General features: G+C 72.8%; 14 protein-coding genes and 1 pseudogene. 8 read left to right on the top strand and 7 right to left on the bottom strand.

The genetic code is table 11. The annotated features are described in order from the left end of the window. The first annotated feature begins 14 nt into the window (after nt 1-14). Both SLP03_RS03435 and SLP03_RS03430 read left to right on the top strand, forming a co-directional pair. Nucleotides 15-1,598, top strand: coding sequence for a methylmalonyl-CoA mutase (locus SLP03_RS03435; RefSeq protein ID WP_319459020.1), 1,584 nt, complete (start codon nt 15-17; stop codon nt 1,596-1,598). 635 nt (nt 1,599-2,233) lie between these two features. Beyond that, entirely contained in the window at nt 2,234-3,493 is a 1,260-nt protein-coding gene (locus tag SLP03_RS03430) for an amidohydrolase (RefSeq protein ID WP_319459019.1), read from the top strand. On the opposite strand, the gene SLP03_RS03425 is transcribed toward SLP03_RS03430, so the two are convergent. Beyond that, on the bottom strand, nt 3,450-4,439 hold the full coding sequence (locus tag SLP03_RS03425; protein ID WP_319459018.1) for a DUF4349 domain-containing protein: 990 nt from the start codon (nt 4,437-4,439) through the stop codon (nt 3,450-3,452). The two genes, SLP03_RS03430 and SLP03_RS03425, sit on opposite strands and share 44 nt — an antisense overlap. Before the next feature lie 119 nt (nt 4,440-4,558). Here SLP03_RS03425 and SLP03_RS03420 point away from each other — a divergent pair, with 119 nt between their 5' ends. The 4 genes from SLP03_RS03420 to SLP03_RS03405 all read left to right on the top strand — a co-directional run bounded on the left by SLP03_RS03420 (nt 4,559) and on the right by SLP03_RS03405 (nt 8,053). Next, nucleotides 4,559-5,188 carry an MBL fold metallo-hydrolase gene (locus tag SLP03_RS03420; protein ID WP_319459017.1) on the top strand — a complete coding sequence of 210 codons (630 nt, stop codon included), beginning with the start codon at nt 4,559-4,561 and terminating at the stop codon, nt 5,186-5,188. Nucleotides 5,189-5,191: 3 nt separating this feature from the next. Then, complete coding sequence (locus tag SLP03_RS03415; protein ID WP_319459016.1) at nt 5,192-6,130, top strand: hypothetical protein; 939 nt, start codon at nt 5,192-5,194, stop codon at nt 6,128-6,130. A 62-nt stretch (nt 6,131-6,192) separates the two neighbouring features. After that, nucleotides 6,193-6,939, top strand: coding sequence for an SCO6745 family protein (locus tag SLP03_RS03410; RefSeq protein WP_319459015.1), 747 nt, complete (start codon nt 6,193-6,195; stop codon nt 6,937-6,939). A 154-nt stretch (nt 6,940-7,093) separates the two neighbouring features. Beyond that, nucleotides 7,094-8,053 carry a GNAT family N-acetyltransferase gene (locus SLP03_RS03405; protein ID WP_319459014.1) on the top strand — a complete coding sequence of 320 codons (960 nt, stop codon included), beginning with the start codon at nt 7,094-7,096 and terminating at the stop codon, nt 8,051-8,053. Between the two features lie 107 nt (nt 8,054-8,160). On the opposite strand, the gene SLP03_RS03400 is transcribed toward SLP03_RS03405, so the two are convergent. Beyond that, complete coding sequence (locus SLP03_RS03400) at nt 8,161-8,616, bottom strand: gamma-glutamylcyclotransferase (RefSeq protein WP_319459013.1); 456 nt, start codon at nt 8,614-8,616, stop codon at nt 8,161-8,163. A gap of 106 nt (nt 8,617-8,722) precedes the next feature. Between SLP03_RS03400 and SLP03_RS03395 the strand changes: the two genes are divergently transcribed. Next, nucleotides 8,723-10,126 carry an NAD(P)H-quinone dehydrogenase gene (locus tag SLP03_RS03395; RefSeq protein ID WP_319459012.1) on the top strand — a complete coding sequence of 468 codons (1,404 nt, stop codon included), beginning with the start codon at nt 8,723-8,725 and terminating at the stop codon, nt 10,124-10,126. 84 nt (nt 10,127-10,210) lie between these two features. On the opposite strand, the pseudogene SLP03_RS03390 reads toward SLP03_RS03395, so the two are convergent. Both SLP03_RS03390 and SLP03_RS03385 read right to left on the bottom strand, forming a co-directional pair. Further along, nucleotides 10,211-10,666 (bottom strand): annotated as a pseudogene (locus SLP03_RS03390) (DUF998 domain-containing protein); the annotation flags it as partial. 305 nt (nt 10,667-10,971) lie between these two features. Next, a complete protein-coding gene (locus SLP03_RS03385) occupies nt 10,972-11,580 on the bottom strand; it encodes a DedA family protein (protein WP_319459011.1) in 609 nt (202 codons plus the stop codon). Between the two features lie 520 nt (nt 11,581-12,100). Here SLP03_RS03385 and thrS point away from each other — a divergent pair. After that, nucleotides 12,101-13,318: a threonine--tRNA ligase gene (thrS, locus tag SLP03_RS03380; protein ID WP_319459010.1), complete on the top strand. Its 1,218-nt coding sequence runs from the start codon at nt 12,101-12,103 to the stop codon at nt 13,316-13,318. 5 nt (nt 13,319-13,323) lie between these two features. Here the strand turns inward: thrS and SLP03_RS03375 are convergent, their stop codons facing one another. The 3 genes from SLP03_RS03375 to SLP03_RS03365 form a co-directional block, all read right to left on the bottom strand. After that, nucleotides 13,324-15,306, bottom strand: a complete 1,983-nt coding sequence (locus SLP03_RS03375) for an ABC transporter ATP-binding protein (protein WP_319459132.1) — start codon at nt 15,304-15,306, stop codon at nt 13,324-13,326. Nucleotides 15,307-15,383: 77 nt separating this feature from the next. Beyond that, complete coding sequence (locus SLP03_RS03370) at nt 15,384-17,117, bottom strand: ABC transporter ATP-binding protein (RefSeq protein ID WP_319459009.1); 1,734 nt, start codon at nt 17,115-17,117, stop codon at nt 15,384-15,386. Continuing rightward, nucleotides 17,111-17,632: a MarR family winged helix-turn-helix transcriptional regulator gene (locus SLP03_RS03365; protein WP_319459131.1), complete on the bottom strand. Its 522-nt coding sequence runs from the start codon at nt 17,630-17,632 to the stop codon at nt 17,111-17,113. The genes SLP03_RS03370 and SLP03_RS03365 overlap by 7 nt, the downstream gene beginning before the upstream one ends. Nucleotides 17,633-17,651: the final 19 nt, after the last annotated feature.

Raw genomic sequence — 17,651 nt, 5'->3', positions numbered from 1 at the left:
CCTACCATCCGGTAATGAGCGAACGGCGGTCAAGCGAGTCCGGTTTCCCCATCAAGGGCGTCTACACGGCGGCCGACCTCCCCGGGGAGCTGGCGGACCGGCTGGGCGCCCCGGGCGAGTACCCGTACACCCGCGGGGTCTACCCGACCATGTACACCTCCCGCCCGTGGACCATGCGGCAGTACGCCGGCTTCGGCACCGCCACCGAGTCCAACGCGCGTTACCACCAGTTGTTGCGGGCCGGCACCATGGGCCTCTCCGTCGCCTTCGACCTGCCCACCCAGATGGGGTACGACTCCGACGACCCGATCGCGCACGGCGAGGTGGGCAAGGTCGGCGTCGCCATCGACTCCATCGAGGACATGCGGCTGCTCTTCGACGCCATCCCGCTGGACAAGGTCTCCACCTCGATGACCATCAACGCGCCCGGCTCGGTGCTGCTCCTGCTCTACCAGCTCGTCGCGGAGGAGAACGGGGTCGCCGGGGGCGTGCTCAACGGCACCATCCAGAACGACATCCTCAAGGAGTACATCGCCCGGGGGACGTACATCTTCCCGCCGAAGCCCTCGCTGCGCCTGGTCGCCGACACCTTCGCGTACTGCCGCAAGGAGGTGCCCAAGTGGAACACCATCTCCATCTCCGGCTACCACATGGCGGAGGCCGGCGCGACGCCCGCGCAGGAGATCGCGTTCACGCTGGCCAACGGGGTGGACTACGTCCGCGCCGCGCTGGCGGCCGGGCTGGCCGTGGACGACTTCGCGCCCCGGCTGTCGTTCTTCTTCGTCGCCCGGACCACCCTGATCGAGGAGGTCGCCAAGTTCCGTGCGGCCCGGCAGATCTGGGCCCGGCTGATGCGCGACGAATTCGGGGCGAAGGACCCGAAGTCGATGATGCTGCGGTTCCACACCCAGACCGCGGGCGTGCAGCTCACCGCCCAGCAGCCGGAGGTCAACCTGGTCCGGGTGGCGATCCAGGGGCTCGGCGCGGTGCTCGGCGGCACCCAGTCGCTGCACACCAACAGCTTCGACGAGGCGATCGCGCTGCCCACTGAGAAGGCGGCCCGGCTGGCGCTGCGTACCCAGCAGGTGCTGGCGTACGAGACGGACCTGACCGCCACCGTGGACCCGTTCGCCGGGTCGTACGTGGTGGAGGCGATGACCGCAGAGCTGGAGGCGGCGGCGACCGAACTGATGGAGCGGGTGGCCGACCACGGCTCGGCCGTGGACGCGATCGAGGCGGGCTTCCAGAAGCGGGAGATCGAGCAGTCGGCGTACCGGATCGCGCAGGAGATCGACTCCGGCGAGCGGGTGGTGGTCGGCCTCAACCGGTTCACCCTCGACGAGGAGGAGCCGTACGAGCCGCTGCGGGTGGACCCGACGATCGAGGCGGCCCAGGGGGAGCGGCTGGCGAAGCTCCGCGCCGAGCGGGACAACGGCGAGGTCGAGCGGGCTCTCGCGGAGTTGCGCGATGCCGCCGAGGGCTCCGCGAACGTGCTCTACCCGATGAAGGAGGCGCTGCGGGCCCGGGCCACGGTGGGTGAGGTCTGCGGCATCCTGCGTGGGGTGTGGGGCACGTACCGGCCGAGCGACCGGTTCTGACCTTCGTCGACGGCGGCCTCCGCCGGCGCCCCGGCGTCGGCGGGGGCCGCCGTTTACGCTTCCGAGCTGCGAAAACGGGCGTCGCCGGAGGTCGTCGGACGGCGCTACAGTCGGTGTTCTCCCCGTACGTCGGCGGAGCGGAAGGCGCGGCACGGACCTCCCGGGCGACGTCGCCCGGCCAGTCCGTCCGGCCCGGGGCAGTGGGGCCGCCGCCCGCGCGAGTGTGCGGATCGGGAATGCGGGTAACCCGATCGGGTGAACCGGACGGACAGCCTGTGCGGTCGCGTTCCGGTCGGTCATGTCACCGTCGGGAGTCGTCCGGCAGCCGAGTGTCGTCGGCTAATTGTCGAAGCGGCAGTTAATTGTCGCGACTAATGCGACAATTCGGAACGACGGCCGGGTTTTCGTGACCGCCGAAACGGTTACGCGTTGTAGGAGGTGGGGGGCAGATGACGGCGTTCGACCGCGATCTACCTGCTGTCCCGCAGATATTCGAGCCCTCTCACCAGGGCATTCGTGACGCTACGCGGTCCGATCGCTACGGGAAAGATGTTGCCCAGCGTCACCGCCGAAGGTCTAGGCTGTCTGCTGTTCTCCCCGATGATCCATCCATCTCTAGTGATCGAGAATTCGACGTGACGAGTGCGTTGACGCTGCCCACCGGTGGCCAGCTGGCGTCGTCCTGGCCGCAGGCGCCATCCGGGTCCCAGCCCCTGCCCTTCGAGCTCGACCATCTGCTCGCCCTCCGGGTACCCGGCCTCATCGCCACCCGCCGTCACATCCACTCCCACCCGGAGCTCTCCGGCGAGGAGTTCGAGACGGCGGCCCTGATCGCCCGGGAGCTCGCCCTCGCGGGGCTGAACCCGCGCCTGCTGCCCAAGGGCAACGGCGTCATCTGCGACATCGACGGGCGGCCGGACGGTCCGGTGATCGCGCTCCGCGCCGACATCGACGCGCTGCCGCTGACCGACCCGAAGGACGTGCCGTACCGGTCCACGGTGGACGGCGTCTGCCACGCCTGCGGGCACGACGTGCACACCTCCGTGATGCTCGGCGTCGGCATGCTGCTGGCCCAGCTCGCCGACCTGGGTCGGCTCGACGGCCGGGTCCGGCTCATCTTCCAGCCGGCCGAGGAGATCCTGCCCTGCGGCTCCCTGGAGGTCATCGAGGCCGGCGGCCTCGACGACGTGGTACAGATCTTCGCCGTGCACTGCGACCCGAACCTGCCGGTGGGCAAGGTCGGCCTCCGGGTCGGCCCGATCACGGCGGCGGCCGACAACGTCACCGTCCGGCTCACCGGGCCGGGTGGGCACACCGCCCGCCCGCACCTGACCGTCGACCTGGTCGACGCGCTCGGCCGGCTGGTCACCGAGGTGCCCACCCTGGTCAGCCGCCGGGTGCCGGCCAACAGCGGACTGCTGCTGGTCTTCGGCCACGCCTCGGCCGGCACCCGTTACAACGTCATCCCGTCCGAGGCCTGCGCCGCTGGCACCCTGCGGGTGATGGACCGCGACACCTGGGAGCTGGCCCCGAAGATCGTCGCTCAGGTGGTCCGGGACGTCATCGCCCCCACCGGGGCCACGGTCGACCTGGAATACCTGCGCGGTCGCCCGCCGGTCAGCAACGACGCCCGCGCCATCGGGGTGCTGACCGCCGCGACCGCCGCCGCGCTCGGCCCCGAGGGGATCGCGGAGACCCCGCAGAGCATGGGCGGCGAGGACTTCTCCTGGTACCTGGAGCACGTGCCGGGGGCGCTCGCCCGCCTCGGCGTCGGCCGGGCCGGTCCCAACGTGGACCTGCACCGGGCCTCGTTCGACCCGGACGAGCGGGCCATCCCCGCCGGGGTGCGACTCATGGTCCAGACCGCGCTGCGGGCACTGGCGGCGGCGCGGTAGCCGCCGGCGGGCGCGGCCCGGTGGGAGCCGGCGGCTGCGGCCCGCCGTCCGGCCAGGTCGGCGGTGCCGGTGGCGCGGGCCGATGCCGACGCCGCCGGCGCAGCACCACCATGACCACCACCAGGGGTACGCCGAACATCAGCAGCCAGGGCAGCACCGCCCCCAGCACGGTCAGCAGGATGGTCATCGAGGCCACGAAGACCTTCCAGCCGCCGCGCAGCCCGACCATGAAGCCGGTCTGGGTCTCCTCCTCCGCCGTCGAGGCGTCCTTCCCGACGAATGTCACCGTGATGGTGGAGAGCGCCGTCAGGTCGGCCAGCCGACGCTTCTTCGCCTCCAACGAGGCGAGGTCGGCCTCCCGCCGGCCGAGCTCGTTCTCCAGGTTGATCAGCTCGGTCGTCGAGGTGGCCCGGTCCAGCAGCAGCTTGCGGGCGCTCTCCACCCGGGCCCGCTGGCTGATGATCCGGGCGTCCAGGTCGACCGTCTCCTCGGTGACGTCCTGGGTGTGCACCTCCCGCCGCTGCTGCCGGCCGAGCTTCGCCAGCTCCTCGACCACCGCGGTGAACTTCGCCGCCGGCACCCGCAGCTCCAGCTCGGCCCGCGCATCCGCCGACTGGCTTCGCCGCTGGTCGCCGCCGACGAACCCACCCGCTGCGGTCACCGCGGCGATCGCCTCCCGCGCGGCCCGCTCCACGTCGTCCACCTGCACCTGCATCGTCCCGGTGTAGATGATCGACCGCTGGTCCACCCGCAGGTCCGGTGTGCCCGCACCGGCCTTCCCCGGCTCCGCGGCCCCGCCCACCGGTGCCCCGCCGGCCGGCGCCTCGGCCGCCGAGTCGCCCGTCGAACTCGAGCGGTCCGCCGCTCCGCAACCGGCCAGCAGCACCGCCGCCAGTCCCAGCGCCGTCAGGGCCCTGCCCCGGCGTCGTCCCGTCTGTCTGCCCATCCCCGCTCCGTCCTCTGACTGCCCCGGTCCCGGGGCGATAGTTCGGACGCGGCGCGACACCGCGCCGGTTCCGGCAGACTGCGCTGAGGACATCACGATTCGATAATCGAGGAGTCACGATGCAGGTCACCAAGTACGCCCACTCCTGCCTCCGGGTGGAGCACGACGGGGGAGTGCTCGTCGTCGACCCCGGAGTGTTCAGCGAGCCCGAGGCGTTGGACGGGGCGGACGCGGTGCTGATCACCCACCAGCACCCGGACCATGTGAACCCGGAGACGCTCGCCCGGGCGCTGGAGCGTCGCCCGTTCACCGTCAACGGTCCGGCCTCGCTCGCCGGCGTCCTCGGGGACGCGGCCGACGCGCTGACCGTGGTCGCGCCGGGAGAGTCGTTCACCGCCGCCGGCGTGGCGATCCGCGCGTACGGCGGCCAGCACGCCGTCATCCATCCCGAGATTCCCGTGATCGAGAACCTGGGCTATCTGATCAACGACGTGGTCTACCATCCGGGGGACTCTCTGGTCGTCCCCGAGGAGGTCCAGGTGGACACTCTCTTCGCGCCGATCCACGCGCCCTGGTCGAAGTTCTCCGAGGTGGTCGACTTCATCCGGGCGGTCGCCCCGCGCCGGGCGTACGCCCTGCACGACGGCCTGCTCAACAGCAACGGGTTCGCCGTGCTCGACCGGCAGTACACCGCGCTGTCGAACACCGAGTACCAGCGGCTCGAGCCGGGCTCCCGGTTCGACGCCTGACCCGTGGCCGGCCCCTCCCGCGAGCTGGTCGAGCAGCTCTACGCGACCCCGCCGGACCGTTTCGTCGCCGCCCGGGACGCCGCCGTCGAGGAGGCCCGCCGGGCGGGTGACCGGGCCACCGCCCGGGAGGTCGCCCGGCTGCGCCGACCCACCGTGGCCGCCTGGCTGGTCAACCTGCTGGCCATCCGCCGGCCCGAGCTGGTCGCCGACCTGGCGCAGCTCGCCGACGCGCTCCGCGCCGCCCAGCGCGACCTGCGCGGCGCCAAACTCCGTGAGCTCTCCGCGCAGCGCCGGGCCGTGGTCGGCGCCCTGGTCGCCGAGATACGCAAGCTGGCCGCGGAGACCGACGACGCCCCGCCGGCCGGGAAGTTGCCGCTGGCCGAGGTCGAGGCGACCCTCAACGCGGCGCTCTCCGACGCCGAGGTGGCCGAGCAGGTCCGCTCGGGCCGGCTGCTCCGGGCCACCAGCTACGCCGGCTTCGGCGAGGTGCCCCGCCCGCAGCTGCGGCTGGTCACCGGCGGTGCGGAGGAGCCCGCCGTACCGGACCGGGCGGCCGAGCGGGCCGAGGCCCGGCGGGCACGCGACGACCGGGCGGCGGACCGGGCGGCCCGGGCCGAGCGGGCGAAACGCCGCCGGGCGCTGGACCGCGAGCTGGCCCGGGCCCGATCCGACCAGGAACGCGCCGAGGCGGAGCTGACCGGCGCGGTGCGGTCCGCCCAGGACGGCGCGGCGGAGCTGGACCGGATCGAGACCGAACTCGCCGAGCTGGAACGCCGGCGGGCCGTCGCCGAGCAGGAGCTGAGCCGCGCCAAGCTGGCCCGCCGAGCCGCCGAACGGGCGGTCACCACCGCCCGCCGGCGCGCCGGTGAGGTCGAGGCCGCCGTGGAGGCGCTGGACGCCGAAGAGGGGGATGCCGCCGGCGGCGGTCAGGAGGCAGACTGACCGGGATGGATGACCACGGTGGACGGACGGTGTCCGCGCCCCCCCGCTGCGGTGTCCCGCGGATGACCCCGGAACAGGTCGCCGCCGCCAGCAAGCCGCTGGTGCTGGAGCTTGGCGAGGCCTTCAGCCGCTGCCCGGGGACACTGCGCCGGGCCCGGCTGCTCGGCATCCCCGGCTGGGCGTTCTACATCACCGGCCGGGCCGGCGCGCTCGGCGACGTACGCGCCGAGACGGTCGCCGCGGCCCTCGGCTTCATCGCCCCCGACGCGGTCGCTGACGGCTGGGACGCGGCTGTCCGTACGGTCCGACCGCTGGAGGTGGCCGCGGCGAACCTGGCCGAGTGCTGCCGCTGGGGCGCCCAGCATCTCGGCGACGCGCCGGAGGTGGCCCGGCTGGTCGGGCTCCTGGAACGGATCGTCGACGCGGCGGAGGCCAGCGGGATGCCGCTCTTCGCCGCCTGGCGGGCCATGCCGGTGCCGGACCGGTCGCCCGGGGCCCGGACGGCCGTCGGGCTGCTCCTGCTCCGCGAGCACTTCGTCGGGGCGTACCTGCTCGCCGTCCGGGCGGCCGGGATGACCCCGCTGGAGGCGGTGCTGGCCGGGCCGGAGGGCGAGGCGGGCGCCGCCGCCTGCGGCTGGCCGCCGCCGTACCCGCCGGTCGGGCCGCTGGTCCGGCGGCGGCTCTGGGCCGAGGCGGTGACCGACCGGCTGGCCTCGACCGCGTTCCGGGCACTCGGGCCTGGCGAGGGGGCGGAGCTGCTCGACCTGCTCACCACCCTCCGGCTGCACCTGCGTGGTCCTGCCGGCTGAGAGGGCGCGACCCGTTCGGCGACGGTACTTCCGATGCCCCGATGTAACAGGCCCGTCGCGCCCTGCGACCCGGTACCCGCCAGCTGACTACCCGGCGATCGTCGGGCGATAAATGGGGGGCGTGGGCGGCGGGCGGGCTGTCAGGATCGGCGGCGTGACGCTCCCCGCCGGCTGGACCGCCCGCCGACCCACCCTGGACGACGTACCGGCGATTTTGAAGGTGGTGCACGCCGCCGACACCTTCGCCATCGGGTACCCGGACTTCTCCGCGGAGGACGTGACGGAGTGCCTGACCGCACTCCACGTGGACCGGGCCGCCGACTCGTGGCTCGGGCTGGACCCGGACGGCACGGTCGTGGCCTGGGCGATCATCGACAACCCGACCGGCGTCGGACGCGAGTTCGTCGAGGTGTACGTCGACCCGGACCGGGGCCGGCCGCTGCGCGCCCCGCTGTTGGCCCGGCAACTGACCCGGGTCGCCGAGCGGGCCGCCGCGCGTGGCCTGCCGGCGCTCACCGTCCGCTGCGCGGTGTACGGGCCGGAGAAGGAGTGGGAGCAGACCCTTCTCGACGCCGGGTTCATCCTGGCCAAGCGGTATGTCCGGATGAGTCGTCCGCTGGCCGGCCTGCCCACCGCGCCGCCCGCCCCGCCACAGGGCGTCACGGTCCGCCCGGTCCGCCCCGACGACGACGCCGAGCTGCGCACCTTCCACCGGATCTATGACACCGCCTTCCGCGACACGCCGGACCACGAGCCGCAGGACTACGACCGTTGGCGGGCCCGGATCGGTGACGTCGCCGCCTGGGACGAGTGGTTCGTCGCCGAGGTCGACGGCGAGCCGGCTGGCGTCCTTCAGTCCTCCGACCAGGGGCTCGACCAGAACGAGGGCTTCGTGAAGAACCTCGCGGTGCTGCCCGGGCAGCGGCGCCGGGGGGTGGGCGCCGCCCTGCTCCAGCACGCCTTCGCTCGGTACGCGGCCAAGGGTCGCGCCGCCGCGGGCCTCGGGGTCGACCTGACCAATCCGACCGCGCCGGTCTCGCTCTACCGGTCGGTGGGGCTGCGCGACGCGCGGATCGTCGACATGTACCAGCTCGCCGTCCCGGCCACCGCCTGACCCGTTTCGCCCCGGCGAGTACCACGGGTGTGTGATTGACGACCCGTGCCGGGGTCGGCGGCCGGCCGGGGTGGCGGCCGGAGCAGACTGGAGGCGTGCGATACGCGCTACGCCGACGCGGTGCCGGTGGGGCGGGACCGCAGCTCGGTGACGTAGTCGTCCGGCGCGCCCGCCTTCTCCGCCGCGTTCGCGATCTCCGACAGGTACCACGACGTCGGCAGGCCGCCCTCGTACCCGTCGAAGACGTAGACCCAGGCGGTCGCGTCCCCGTCCAGGGTCGAGACGCGGACGGTGAGCTTGCGGTACGTCCCGGCGGTCACGCCCTCGATCTCGTCGAGCTGGGCGGCGTCGTACAGGTGGATGTCGTAGAGCGCCACGAAGACCCGGTCACCCGGGGACTCGACCACCGTGCTGACCGAGCCCTCCCAGCCGATGACGTCCGCGCCCGCGAAGGTGAGCCGCCAGCCCTCCAGCCAGCCGGTGCCCACCATCGGCGAATGCGGGCAGTAGGCGCGCATCCGAGCGGGGTCCAGGTTTGAGCCGTAGGCGGCGTAATGACGCACGGCGATGACGATAGCCCGGCCGGCGGGTGGAGGAGAATACGACGGTGCGTGTCGGGCGCGTTGGGGAGAAGAAAGTCACTGTGAGCACTGACGAGGGGCGAGCGCTGTGAGCCAGATCGTGATCATCGGCGGGGGGCCGGCCGGGTACGAGGCCGCGCTGGTCGCCGCCCAGCTCGACGCCGAGGTCACCGTGGTGGAGGCGGAGGGGGCCGGCGGCGCCTGCGTGCTCTCCGACTGCGTCCCGTCGAAGACCTTCATCGCCAGCTCGGAGGTGGTGACCGGCTACCGGGACACCGAGGAGTTCGGGGTGCACTCCGACGGGCTGGAGGCGGTCACCGTCGACGCCCGGGCGGTGCACGGGCGGGTGAAGCGGCTCGCGCTGGCCCAGTCCGCCGACATCCACGCCAAGCTGGTCAAGGCCGGGGTGGAGTTCGTCGCCGGCACCGCCCGGCTCGGCGAGGACACGCTCGGTCACACCCACCGGATGATCGTGACCCCGGCCGACGGTGCCGCGGAGTACTCCATCGCCGCCTCGACCGTGCTGGTCGCCACCGGCGCCACCCCCCGCCAGCTCGCCACCGCCGTGCCGGACGGCGAGCGCATCCTGACCTGGCGCCAGGTGTACGACCTGCCGGAGCTGCCCGCGCACCTGATCGTGGTCGGTTCCGGCGTGACCGGCGCCGAGTTCGCCTCCGCGTACCTCGCGATGGGCGTCGAGGTCACCCTGGTCTCCAGCCGCGACCGGGTGATGCCCCACGAGGACGCCGACGCGGCGATGGCCATCGAGCGGGTGTTCCGCAACCGAGGCATGAGCATCCTCAACAACTCCCGGGCGGACGCGGTCCGCCGTATCGAGGACGGCGTCGAGGTCGAGCTCTCCGACGGCCGCAAGGTGTACGGCACGCACGCGCTGATCGCCGTCGGCTCGATCCCGAACACCGCCGGCCTCGGCCTCGCCGAGTACGGCGTGGAGCTGGCCCGGGGCGGCTACGTCACGGTCGACCGGGTGTCCCGGACCAACGTCCCCGGCGTCTACGCCGCCGGCGACTGCACGGGGGTGCTGCCGCTGGCCAGCGTCGCCGCCATGCAGGGCCGGATCGCGATGTGGCACGCGCTGGGCGAGGCGGTCCGCCCGCTGCGGCTGCGTACCGTCGCGGCGAACGTCTTCACCGACCCGGAGCTGGCCACCGTCGGCGTCTCGCAGGACGAGGTGGACGCCGGCAAGGTCCCGGCCCGCCAGGTGATGCTGCCGCTCTCCGGCAACGCCCGGGCGAAGATGGACGACCTGGCCGACGGCTTCGTCAAGCTCTTCTGCCGCCCGGCCAGCGGTCAGGTCGTCGGCGGCGTGGTGGTGGCCCCCAAGGCCAGCGAGCTGATCCTGCCGATCACCATGGCGGTGGAGAACAACCTCACGGTGAACGAGCTGGCCCAGACCATCACCATCTACCCGAGCCTGTCCGGCTCGATCACCGAGGCCGCCCGCCAGCTCATGCTCCACGAACTCGAGTAACCCCGGGTCAGTGGAAGGCGGCGGCATGGTCGGCGGCCCATTCGGCGTACGGGCGGGCCGGTGGACCAGGGTCACCGCGACCACGGCGAGCACGCCGACCTCGGCGAGGATCAGCAGCCGTTCGGCGAGGCCGATCAGCACCCGGTCGCCCGGGTAGGCGGACCAGACCATGGCGCCGGCCAGGGCCAGGCTGGTCAGGGCGAGCGCACGCAGCCAGGCCGCACCGCGCCCGCCCAGCCGCCCGGCGAGCAGCCAGCCGGCGGGCGGCAGCGCGAGGAAGGCGACCACCGAGGCGTACCGGTGCAGGTAGGCGGCGGTGTCCATGGGCAGGCCGGGCTCGTTGGTCGGCACCAGCGCGGCGACCACCAGTCCGGCGGTCCACGCCCCGAGCAGGACCGCCACCAGCCGGCCGGATCCGGCGCCCGACCCGGCGGGCCCCGACGTCTCCGTCGTCCCGTCCGCGCGGCGGGCCCGACCCGACCGGCCGGGGGCGCAAAGGACCCGGATCAGGACGGCGCTGGCCGCGGCCAGCACCGCCATCGCCACGTCGATTGCGCCGCCCCGATCCGAGACGGCGAAGTCGCTGACGGTCAGCGACCAGGGACTCAGGTCATCGTTCACCTCGAGGTGACCGATCAGGGCGAGCACCAGCGCCAGGGCGATCCCGCCGAGGGCGAGCAGCCCGTGTCTCCGGGTTCCAGGCATGCCTCAGCCTGTCGTCGCCAGCACCCGAAGCGGATCCGGGACCGCCACCGACCTCGATCCCCGGGACCACCCCTACAGGGAACCGGACTGCGGGGCCCCCGCGCACCTCCGTCGAGCCGGCCGAGCCAGGTCGCTGAGTGTCAGTCGACCGGGACCTCGGGGCGGGCGTTGCGGGCGCTGATCGCGGTGATCGCCCAGCCCGCGCCCGCGAACCCGGCCGCCGCCGCGCCGCCGATCAGCGCCAGCCGCCAGGCCGACTCGGTCAGCGCGGTTCCGCCCAGGTGCCCGACCAGCGTCCCGTACGTCGCCCAACCGGCCGCCGCGGTGGTCTCGTAGAGCAGGAAGAGCCGGTACGGGTAGCGGCTGCGCCCGGCGGAGAAGCAGGCCGCCATCCGGCCGCCCGGCACGAAACGACAGAGCAGGATCACCAGGGGTCCCGGTTCGCGCAGCCCCCGGGTGACCCGGCCGGCCATCCGGCGGGCCCGGCCGGGCATGGCGTGCCGGGCCTCCCGGCGGTCCGGGGCGCTCCGTCCGAGCAGGTAGCAGGCCAGGTCGCCGGCGAAGACGCCGAGCGCGCCGACGGCGATGGTGAGCGGCAGGCTCAGGCCACCGTAGACGGTCAGCGCGCCGCTGGTGATCATGACGACCTGGGTCGGGATGACCGGTATGAAGGCGTCGGCGACGAGCAACCCCAGCAGCACGAGGTACGCCCACGTCGGCGACGCGACGTCAGTGATGAGTTCGGGCACGACTGCCACCTCGCCGGTTTCCCCCGCCTGCCTGCACAGAGCCTGACGGCGCGTCCGGCGTCACGGGGCGGGGCCCTGGCCGGTGGTGACCGCTGACACCGCAGGACCACTGAGTGACAACGACCCTGCGACGCGGGATGTGACGGAACGTCGGCGCGGTAGCGGGCGGCGGATCGGCGAGCGTCGGCGTACCGTTGTCGGCGCGCGGCCCCACGGACGTCGGGTCCCCCGTTCCTGACGACCGGGCCGCCGCGGGTCGCCGGCAGGTCCCGTGCCGGCGACCCGCCCCCGCTCTCCGCCCCCGCTCGTCGTCGGTGCGCGGCCAAAATCCGGGTGCGCGCCCCGTCGGCGCGGGCGTACCGTCGCCCCATGCGCAGCGCGGTGGTGACCACGACGCCGGGAATCCCCGGCGCGCCGCACTGACGTAACCGTCGACGAGGCCCCGGGGCGAACCGCCCCGGGGCCTCGCGGCGTTCCGGGCCGCGTCGCCTCCGGGTCGTACCCGATCAAGGAGAGCGACATGATCGACCACCGCAGGCTCGGCCGTGAGCTGGAGCTGTTCGTCTCCGACCCGCTCGCGGGCTCCGGGCTGCCCATCTGGCTGCCGGCCGGCGCCGCAGCCCGGCACGCCGTCGAGGAGTACGTCCGCGACCTGGAGCGCCGGGCCGGCTACCGGCACGTGTACTCGCCGCCGCTGGGTAAACGGGAGCTGTTCGAGCTCTCCGGGCACCTGGGCTACTTCGCCGACGACATGTTCCCGCCGATGCGGCTGAGCGCCGACGACGAGTTCGTGCTCCGGCCGGCGCTCTGCCCGCACCACGCGCTGGTGTTCCGGGCCCGCGGCCGCTCCTACCGGGAGCTGCCGTTGCGGATCGCCGAGCTGGGCGCGATGTACCGGGCGGAACGCTCCGGCGTGCTGGGCGGCCTGTCCCGGGTCCGCGCCATCTCGCTGAACGACGCGCACAACTTCTGCGCCCTGGAGCAGGTCGGCGACGAGGTACGCGAGATCCTGCGGCTGATCCGCGAGGCGCACGCCGCGCTCGGCGTACGACCGGCCGGATTCCGGCTGTCGCTGCGCGGGCCGGGGGAGAAGTACGTCGGCGACGACGCCCAGTGGGCGCGGGCCGAGGAGCTGCTCCGCGCCGCGCTCCACGGGGTGGACTTCACCGAGGCGCCCGGCGAGGCCGCCTTCTACGGCCCGAAGATCGACATCCAGATCGGCGACGCGGCCGGCCGGGAGTCCACCATCTCCACCATCCAGCTCGACTTCGACAAGCCGGAAAAGTTCGACCTGTCGTACACCGACTCGGACGGGGCGCGACGGCGGCCCGTGATGGTGCACCGCAGCCTGGTCGACAGCATGGAGCGGCTCTTCGCGTACCTGATCGAAGTGCATGCGGGGGCCTTCCCGGCCTGGTACGCCCCGGTGCAGCTGGTGCTGCTGCCGGTCGATGAGGGGCAGGCCGGCGCGGCCGTCGACCTGGTTCGCCGGGCCGAGGCGGCCGGCCTGCGGGCCGAGGTCGACGTGGCCGGCTCGCTGGGCGCCCGGATCCGCGACGCGGCCCGCCGGAAGGTCCCGTACGTCGGGGTGCTGGGTGCCCGCGAGGCGGCCGACGACCGGGTCTCCCTGCGCCTGCGCGACGGCCACGGGTTGGAGCCGATGCGCGCCCCCGACGCGCTCGCCCTGATCGGCCAGGTGGTCGCCACCCGCGCGCACGACCTGCTCCCGGCCGCCTGAGCAGGTCACGACGACAGCGCTCGCTGGACCGACGGTGTCCGCGGGGCCTCGTCGTCGGCCACCGCACCGGTGAACTGGGACCGGTACAGCCGGTGGTACGCCCCCTCGGCGGCGACGAGCTGGTCGTGAGTGCCCTGCTCGACGATCCGGCCGTTCTCCATCATCAGGATCAGGTCGGCGTCGCGGATGGTGGAGAGCCGGTGCGCGATGACGAAGCTGGTCCGGTCCGACCGCAGGGCGGCCATCGCCCGCTGCAGCAGCACCTCGGTGCGGGTGTCCACCGAGCTGGTCGCCTCGTCCAGGATGAGCAGCGACGGCTCGGCCAGGAACGCCCGGGCGATGGTGATCAGCTGCTTCTCGCCGGCGCTGACGTTGTTCCCCTCCTCGTCGATCACGGTGTCGTACCCGTCGGGGAGGCTGCGGACGAACCGGTCCACGAAGGTGGCCCGGGCGGCGGCCAGGATCTCCTCCTCGGTGGCGTCCGGCCGACCGTAGGCGATGTTGTCCCGGATGGTGCCGCCGAAGAGCCAGGTGTCCTGGAGCACCATGCCGATCCGGCCGCGCAGCTCGTCCCGGGGCATGCTGGTGATGTCCACCCCGTCCAGGGTGATCCAGCCCGCGTCGAGCTCGTAGAACCGCATGATCAGGTTGACCAGGGTGGTCTTGCCGGCGCCGGTCGGGCCGACGATCGCCACGGTGTGACCCGGCTCGGCGACCAGCGACAGGTCGTCGATCAGCGGCTTGTCCGGGTCGTACCGGAAGGAGACGTGTGCGAACTCGACCCTGCCGGTGACCCGGGGCGGTGCGGCCCGGTCCGGGGTCTGCTCCTCGGCGTCGAGCACCGCGAAGACCCGCTCGGCGGAGGCCACCCCGGACTGGAGCAGGTTCGCCATCGAGGCGACCTGGGTGAGCGGCTGGGTGAACTGCCGCGAGTACTGGATGAACGCCTGCACGTCGCCGAGGCTCATCGACCCGGAGGCCACCCGCAGCCCGCCGACCACGGCGATCGCGACGTAGCTGAGGTTCCCGACGAACATCATCGCCGGCATGATGATCCCGGAGATGAACTGGGCCCCGAAGCTGGCCCGGAACAGCTCCTCGTTCTTCTCGTGGAAGGCGGCCTCCACCTCGCGCTGCCGACCGAAGACCTTGACCAGCTCGTGGCCGGTGTACGCCTCCTCGATCTGGCCGTTCAGCTCACCGGTGTGCCTCCACTGTGCGATGAACCTGCGCTGCGACCGCTTGGCGATCCGCTGGGTGACGAGCACCGACAGCGGCACCGCGACCAGGGCGACCAGCGCCAGCAGCGGCGAGATCCAGAACATCATCGCCAGCACGCCGACCACGGTCAGCAGCGAGGTGAGCAGCTGGCTGAGCGTCTGCGACAGGGTCTGCGAGATGTTGTCGATGTCGTTGGTGACCCGGCTGAGCAGTTCGCCCCGGGGCTGCCGGTCGAAGTAGGGCAGCGGCAGCCGGTGGAGCTTCTCCTCCACCTCGGCGCGCAGCCGCAGCACGGTCCGCTGCACCACCCCGTTGAGCAGCCAGCCCTGCCACCACATCAGCAGGCTGGCCACCAGGTAGAGCGCCAGGGCCAGGGCGAGCACCCGGCCGAGGGCGGTGAAGTCGATCCCGGCGCCCGGCACCACGTCCATCCGGGCGAGCATGTCGGCGAAGTTGTCGTTGCCGGCGGCCCGGGCCGCCGCCGTGGCCTGCTCCGTGCTGGTCCCGACGGGCAGCTGCCGGCCGATCACCCCGCTGAAGATCAGGTCGGTGGCGTGGCCGAGGAGCTTCGGCCCGATGACACTGAGCCCGATGCTCGTCACGGCGAGCGTGATCACCGCGGCCAGCTGGAGCCGGTGCGGCCGCAGCCGGGCGAGCAGCCGCCGGGCCGACGGCCCGAAGTTCATCGACTTCTCGGCCGGCATCGCGGCGCCCATCCACGGCGGCCCGCCGGCGCGCCGCCCGGCGGGCGGCAGACGCTTCGGCATCGCCGCCTCCGGGCCCTGCTTCTGACCCGGTACGGCGACCCTGCCGTCCCGGGGGCCGAGCTGTCTGTTCGGCTCGCTCACGCCGGCACCTCCGCCGTCTGCTGGGACGCCACGATCTCGGCGTACGTCGGGCAGGTCTGGAGCAGGTCCTCGTGGCGTCCCATCCCGACGACGCCCCCGTCCTCAAGCACGATGATCTGGTCGGCGTCGACGATCGTGGAGACCCGCTGGGCCACGATCACCACGGCCGCGTCCGCGGTGACCGGCTTCAGCGCGGCCCGCAGCCGGGCGTCGGTGCCGAGGTCGAGCGCCGAGAACGAGTCGTCGAAGAGGTAGATCTCCGGCTGGCGGACCAGCGCCCGGGCGATCGCCAGCCGTTGCCGCTGACCGCCGGAGACGTTCGTGCCGCCCTGGGCGATCGGGGCGTCCAGCCCGCCCGGCATCTCGGCCACGAAGTCCCGGGCCTGGGCGATCTCCAGCGCCGCCCACAGCTCGGCGTCGGTGGCGTCCGGGTTGCCGTACCGCAGGTTGCTGGCCACCGTGCCGCTGAACAGGTACGGCCGCTGCGGCACCAGCCCGATCCGGCGCCACACCTCGTCCGGTTCCAGCAGTCGCACGTCCACCCCGTCGACCAGCACCGCGCCGGCGGTCGGGTCGACCAGCCGGGGGACCAGCGTGAGCAGGGTGGTCTTGCCGGCGCCGGTGGAGCCGATGATGGCCGTGGTCCGGCCGGGGCCGGCCCGGAACGAGATGTCGTGCAGCACCGGCGCGCTCGCCCCGGGGTACTGGAAGGCGACGCGGCGCAGCTCCAGCTCGGCGTGCCTGGTCATCGCGATCATCGGCTCGGTCGGCGGCACCACCGACGACTCGGTGTCCAGCACCTCGACGATCCGTTCGGCGCAGACCGCTGCGCGCGGCACCATCATCAGCATGAAGGTGGCCATCATGACGGCCATCAGGATCTGCATCAGGTACTGCAGGAACGCGGTCAGCGCGCCGATCTGGATCTGGCCGGCGTCGACGCGCTGCGCGCCGAACCAGAGCACCGCGACGCTGGAGACGTTGAGCACCAGCATGATCACCGGGAAGATCAGCGCCATCAGCCGGCCGACCCGCAGCGCGGTCGCGGTCAGGTCGGCGTTGGCGACGCCGAACCGGTCCGTCTCGTACGGCTCGCGGACGAACGCCCGGATCACCCGGATGCCGGTGATCTGCTCGCGCAGCACCCGGTTGACCGTGTCGATCCGGGTCTGCATCTCCCGGAATCCCGGCACCATCCGCCAAACGACCAGGCCCAGCGCGATCGCCAGCACCGGCACGCAGACCAGCATCAGGCGAGAGAGCGCGAGGTCCTCCCGCAGCGCCATCACCACCCCGCCGACGCACATGATCGGCGCGGCGACCAGCATGGTGCAGCTCATCAGCACGAGCATCTGCACCTGCTGCACGTCGTTGGTGTTGCGGGTGATCAGCGACGGCGCGCCGAACCGGGCGACCTCGCGGGCGGAGAAGCTGTTGACGTGCCCGAAGATGGCCCCGCGTACGTCCCGCCCGAATCCCATCGCGGTCCGCGCGCCGAGGTACACCGCGGCGATCGAGCAGGCGATCTGCAGCAGGCTGACCACCAGCATCCATCCGCCCGTACGCATGATCTGGTCGGTGTCGCCGAGGGCGACACCCCGGTCGATGATGTCGGCGTTGAGGCTCGGCAGGTAGAGCGAGGCCATCGTGCCGACGAACTGGAGGGCCACCACGGCCGTGAGGAGCCGGCGGTACGGGCGCAGATGGTGGCGGAGCAGGCGGATCAACATGGACGGCTCCCCGGCGTCGGGTCGGTTGCGGAATCCTCGCTCTGGTTCAACCGACTGACCTCCCCGTCGGACATGCTCGTGATCAGCTCGGTCAGGAACTCCCGGATGACCGCCTTCTTCGCCGGGTCTGCGTCGACGGAGGTGAGCGGGCGGTCGCTGTGGATCAGGTCGGTGAGGTCCTGGGCGTGCCGGCGACCCTTGTCGGTCAGGGTCAGTTGCACGGTGCGGCGGTCGGTACCGTCGCGGCGACGCTCGACGAATCCGTCGCGTTCGAGGGTGTCGACGATGCCGGTGAGGGTGGCGGGTCGGACGAAGCAGCGTTCGGCGACCTCCCGGTGGGTGCTGTCGCCGGTGCGGCTGAGGATGAACAGCACCCGCATGCCGGCCGAGGTGAGGCCGTGGTGCTCGGCCAGGTAGCGCCCCCAGTGCTGCTCGACGACATGGCCGGCGATCGCGAGCAGTCGACCGAGCGGCGCGTGCTGGAGCATGTCGGGGAAGCGGACGAGCGGTTCCATCTTCACAGCCGTCAGATTA

This window comes from Micromonospora sp. RTP1Z1, assembly GCF_033804685.1.
Taxonomy (GTDB): domain Bacteria; phylum Actinomycetota; class Actinomycetes; order Mycobacteriales; family Micromonosporaceae; genus Micromonospora.
This window is presented reverse-complemented; position numbering and strand designations above follow the sequence as displayed.